At 65.5% G+C, this 5,785-nt stretch carries 2 protein-coding genes and 1 pseudogene; all 3 read left to right on the top strand.

The features are described 5' to 3' along the window. Positions 1-256 precede the first annotated feature (256 nt). Positions 257-847 carry a hypothetical protein gene (locus Q7U29_RS00055; protein WP_304737190.1) on the top strand — a complete coding sequence of 197 codons (591 nt, stop codon included), beginning with the start codon at positions 257-259 and terminating at the stop codon, positions 845-847. 306 nt (positions 848-1,153) lie between these two features. Beyond that, complete coding sequence (locus Q7U29_RS00050; protein ID WP_304737189.1) at positions 1,154-2,266, top strand: helix-turn-helix transcriptional regulator; 1,113 nt, start codon at positions 1,154-1,156, stop codon at positions 2,264-2,266. Positions 2,267-2,584: 318 nt separating this feature from the next. Next, positions 2,585-5,785: pseudogene (locus Q7U29_RS00045) on the top strand (hypothetical protein); the annotation flags it as partial.

The raw sequence follows: 5,785 nt of genomic DNA, 5'->3' as shown, positions 1-5,785 counted from the left end.
AGGGCGTATGCTTGAGCTTGCTCGAAAGCTTCGGCGCAAAACCCCGAAGGGTGGGCGCCGTTCATTGCGAGCCGTGGCCGCTGAGCTGGCGAAGGCGGGCTTCATCAGCCGCAGCGGACGACCGTATGCGCCCACCGCCATCGGTCGCATGCTAGGCGAGATAAGCTAGACGGATGCGTCACATTTGTTTCTTCGATCGGAGTTACGTAGATTTTCCGGCTCATCCCCCGATCGATTGTAAACGGCGAAGGCCTCGGTGGCGAACGAATCGCGCTTCAAGTCCATGGTCGCAATTGGGGCCACCGGCGCGACCGTCGCCGCCTTGCTGCTCGGCCAGATCCACCTTGCTTATGTGATCGCCAACGAAGTGGCTTTCTGCCACAGGTCCGCGACGCCCAGCGGCCTGCTAGCGTGGCATTTCGGCTTCGCGTGGCCGTGGCTCGCCCTCCTCGCGTTCCAGAGTTTTGGGCTCCACGCATCTCGGTTTTTCTGGCTTAGCGTTATCGCCGGAGGGTTTTCGGTTTGGTATGCGATTAGCCAGTTCGAAATCATCTTTGTGGGCGGAGAGACCATCCCGAAGTGGGAATGCACCGATTGGAGCTGGTACGACGAAACGTTCATGGATCGGGCCTTCGCGCTGTTCGTAATGGTGCCGTTGCTGTTCTTGTTTGCCCTGACCAGCCTGGCCGGGCTCTTGCTCTCGTTTGTGATCCGGATAACCGGGGTCGAGCGGACCGCGCACCCTCACCCAATCAACTGGGCTCTGTCGAAACTCGCTCGCTTGATCGACGACGACGCGCATCGTGATGCAGGGCAAAAGCCTGCGGAACCCAAAACCAATCTCTAGCGCGGTCTGCAACCAGCCACATCGGCGGCCATGTCCAATACTGCCGCTAACTACACCGCGCGGTTGCGAGCGGCACACAAAGCCGGTACACAACTGCTCACCGGACGGCTCAAGGACCTGCGGAAAATCAGTGTTTTTCGGGTAGTGGCGATCCAGTCCTTTCCTGGGCACCATTGCCCATGCCCATGATTTTGCCGAGATGCCCAGGCGGCTGCGCGTCGACGCGCCTGCTCTCGACAAAAGTTCCATCCCTTGGCACGATCATCGGCGGGGCGTCTTCACCCGGCGCCAGACGGGCGGGGCCAGTTGGAAAGCAAATCCACGGAATCTGAGCTGATCGACCGAATCTACGAGTGCGGCTTCGTGCCGGAGCTCTGGCCGGAAGTCCTGAAGCAGACCTCGAAAATCTCCGATTCCGCCGGCGCCACTCTGTTCATCACCAACCCCGATGTTACGGCCTGGACGGCTTCGAAGAACTCCAGGCCTGTCGCCGAGCGCTTTGTCGCCGACGGCTGGTATTGGCGGGGTCAGCTGATGTCCCGCATTCACGAGAGCCGCCATCAGGGTTTTCTGCGCGACGTCGATCTCTGTTCGGAAGCCGAACTGGACGAGGAGCCGATCTATCGCGACAACTGGCGCAAGCTGGGCCTTTGGTGGGGCGCGGCGACGGCGTTTGAGCTGCCCAGCGGCGAGGCGATCTCGATCGTGCTGTCCCGCACCGCCGCCCAGGGGCCGGCCAGCGCCGAGGCCATCCAAAGACTGGACACGCTGCGCCCGCATTTTGCCCGCACCGCGCTGATGGCGGCGCGCCTGCACCTTGCCCGCGCTGAAGCCGCCAGCCAGACACTGGCCGCGCTGGGGCTGGCGGCGCTGGTGCTGGACGAGGGCGGCAAGGTGCTCGCCGCCAACACCCTGATCGAAGGTCTCGACAATCTGCTGTACTGGCGGGCGGGTGACCGGGTGACCCTGATGGACCGGCGCGCCGATGACATGCTGGGCGAGGCGCTCGCCCGGGTCGCGCTGCACGACAATGGCGGTGTCCGGTCGTTTCCGGTCCGTGATCCCCTGACGGATTTGCTGATGGTCGGCCATCTCGTGCCCATCCGGTTTTCCGCGCGCGACATCTTCGCCCGCAGCGCCGCCGTTTTCATTCTGATGCCGGTCGCCGCGCCGGATTCGCCGCCGGTCGAGCTGGTGATGTCCCTGTTCGACCTCACGCCGGCCGAAGCCCGCGTCGCGCGAGGCCTGGCCGCCGGGAAAACGGTCGACGACCTCGCCGGCGCCAACGGCGTTTCGCCGAATACCGTCCGGGTGCAGGTGCGAGGCGTGCTGGAGAAGACCGGCTGCCGGCGCCAAACCGAAGTCGTCGCCCTTCTCGCCGGGATATCCCTGGTTCGCCCAGATCCCGGGGAGAGCTGAAGCGCGCCGGCCGTCCGCGGCTGAATTGGCCGCACATAATCAAAATTGATAATGCGCGCGCGGGAGGCGCCGTGTAGGCTTTTGCTTTTGCAGGCTCGGGCATCTTCGATCGGTGCACCCGGTCGAGCCCACCGCGGGCTCGGTATTTCGAGCCTCGTTCGGCCAGTTTTGGGGAATTCGATTATGATCAACGCCATTGCGGCTCGCGTGATGCACGCTTTCCCGATTTCGCGGCGACATCGCATCGATCTGGTCCAGCAACGAGTTCTGCCTCTTACGCGATCGGCCGTTGTCGCTCTGGTGGTTGGTGCGGCGACCTTGATTTCCATATCGCCGGGCGCGGCGCAGTCGCAGGACTGCAGCGCCGAGAGCAGCCTGAAATCGGTGCAGGCCGGCGGTCCCGTCGAATTGGCGTTCCGCAACGCTTCCACGGAACGCCGGCGCCTGTACTGGATCGATCCGAACGGCGATCGCAAATTCAACGGCCTGATCGAGGGCGGCAACCTGCTCCGGCAGACAACCTCTACCGGCCATTCCTGGGTCGTGACCGACGACGCGGAAAAATGCTTGTTTGCCCTCACCGCCACCGCCGATCCCGTCACCATCGATGTCGGCGGGGTCGCGTCCGCGCAGCTGGCGTCGCCGCCGCCCGGCGTACAGCAGCCGATCGCGGCAGCGCCGGTTGTCGCGCCACCTGCCTCGCCGCCGCCTCCGCCGGTCGTGCAGGCACCGGTCGCACCGCAGCTTCCGCCACCGCTCGTTGCAGCCGCAGCGCCGCAAGCCGCGATGGCCCAGCTGCCCCAGATTTCCCCGATCGAGCAATTCCAGCTCAGCGGTGTCTACCGCATCGCGCCGCGCGGCAATTCCGCTATCGCGCTCAATAGCCAGGCCTCCGGCACCATCGATGTCGCTGCCGTCAAGCCGGAATGGGACAGCGGCCAGTGGATGTTCGAAGCCGTGCCGGGCTCACCCTTCGTGCGGATCAAGAACCAGTGGAAGAAGACTTACCTCACCGACGTCGGCGGCAAATTGCGGGCGACCACGGCGCTCCCGGACGCCGACGAGGCGCATTGGAGTTTTGAGCCGGTGGACGGCACCACGTTCATCCAGTTCCGCAACCGCGAGACCGATCGCTTCCTGATCGCAGCCGGCGGCGCGCCGGCACTGGTCGATGATTACCGGCAGGATCAGGAAGCCTTCAGCCAGTGGCAGGTCAGTCCCGCCAGCCGTGCCGTCGTTGCGGCGGCGCCTCGCAACAGCGCCTACGATGCCGCCCTCTCCAATTGCCGCGAACTCGGCGGCTACTGGACCGGTTCATCCTGCCGCGCATCGGAGCGGTCCAGACCGCTGGTCTGTCCGCGCGGCTATGCGTGGTCGGAAGATTTTGGCGAATGCCAATGGGACGGCGGCAGCTGCCCGCCCTGGCAGATGGGGCCTGGCGGCCGTTGCATGACCGACCTCTCCTGCCGCGGCGGCGTCGTCGAGATCTCGCGTCGCGGCTATCCCGCCTGTTATTGCCCGGTCGGAATGGTCGCGTGGGGCGATTATCCAAGGCTGTCCTGCGTGCCCTCGATCGCGCGGATCGCGCCGCTGCTGTTGGGCACCGTTTTCGGTGTCGATCAAGGCCGTCCGCAGTTCGGGCAGATCTACGGCAACAAGCGGTTCTGCGGCCCCGGCAAGACCGGCACGCCGCCGAACTGCGTGGTGGCGCAGAGCTGTCCGCCGCCGCTGGTCGGCACGCCGCCGAATTGCACAGGGGCGGTGCAGGTCGGGCAGGGATGTCCTCCCGGCACCACCTACCGGATTGGGGGCAATATCGGCAAATGCGTGCCGGACAGAAACCCGGTGCCGACACCGGTGTCCACCGCAACTCCGGTCCCGACCCCGACGCCGATTGCGACGTCCACGCCCACGCCGGTGCCGACTGCAACACCGGTAATCGTTGCGACACCGACGCCCCTACCGACCGGCACCCCGAATCCGGTCTGTGCGATCGGGCAAACCAACGTCAACGGCGTTTGCACCAACCTCAACGCCTCGATCACCTGCACCGGCGGAAAAATCGAACAGGGCGTTTGCGGCTGTCCGGCCGGCACCACGCTCAGCGGCGGCGGCAGGAATTTTCAATGTGTGGCCTCGACAGCGCCGAAAGTATGCCCCGCAGGCACGTCAGGCCCCAATTGCGCGCCTGATGCCCCCTGCGATCCCCGCACCCAGACCGGCACGCCCGGCAAATGCGTGGAGAAGGTCATTCCCTGCGCCGGCGGGACCGTGGACCGTGGCTCTGGCACCTGTGCCTGTCCGACCGGCCTGCGGGCCGTGGACGGCGTCTGCACCCGTATGTCATGCAGCGACGGCGTCATGCTCGGCGATCAATGCCGCTGCAATAACCCGAACTGGGTCGCGCAGCGGACCTCGTTCTCCACTTTCGCCTGCGTGGGATCGACGACGGCGCAGTGTCCGTCCGACTCGACCGGGGTAGCGCCATCCTGCACCTGTAAAACGGGAACGAGCGGCCAACCTGGAAACTGCAAGCCGACATCGACGATCGCCGCGCCGAACACCAATCCTCGGCAATGCAGTGCGGGTGAAAATCCTCAGGCGGCAAACTGCCTGTGCCCGAACAGCATGAACATCGTCAACAACATCTGCACGGCGCCGACGACGATCAAGCCGAACACCAATCCACGCAGCTGCAGTGCGGGCGAGAATCCTCAGGCGGCGAATTGCCTGTGCCCGAACACGCTGAGCATCGTGAACGGGATATGCACGGCGCCGACGACGATCAAGCCGAACACCAATCCGCGGAGCTGCAGTGCAGGCGAAAATCCGCAGTCGGCGAATTGCCTGTGCCCGAGCACGATGAGCATCGTGAACGGGATCTGCACGGCGCCGACGGTCATCAAGCCGAACACCAATCCACGGAACTGCAACGCGGGCGAGAACCCGCAGTCGGCCAATTGCCTGTGCAAGGGGCCCTTGCAGATTGGTGCGAATGGAATCTGTAACCCGCCGTCCAATATCCGCCTCGCTCCGCCACCTCAGGCCTGTCCCGCAGGTACGACGGGCACGTTCCCGAACTGCGTGAAGCCGGCACCTCAGGCCTGTCCCGCAGGCACGACGGGCACGTTCCCGAACTGCGTGAAGCCGGCGCCCCAGGCCTGTCCCGCAGGCACGACGGGCACGTTCCCCAACTGCGTGAAGCCGGCACCCCAGGCCTGTCCCGCAGGCACGCCGGGCACGTTCCCCAACTGCGTGAAGCCGGCGCCTCAGGCCTGTCCCGCAGGCACGACGGGCACGTTCCCCAACTGCGTGCGGCCGCCCCCTCAGGTCTGTCCCGCAGGCACGACGGGCACGTTCCCGAACTGCGTGCGGCCGCCACCTCAGGGCTGTCCCGCAGGTACGACGGGCACATTCCCGAATTGCGTGCGGCCGCCGCCGCCGCCCCCGCCGAGGCCGGTAACGCCCCCGCCGGGCTGCGCGCCGCCGAAAAAGCTGAACGCGGCGGGACAGTGTCTC

Source organism: Bradyrhizobium sp., assembly GCF_030654605.1.
Lineage (GTDB): Bacteria > Pseudomonadota > Alphaproteobacteria > Rhizobiales > Xanthobacteraceae > Bradyrhizobium.
Note: the sequence above shows the minus strand (reverse complement) of the source record. Positions and strands in the feature narration are given on the sequence as shown.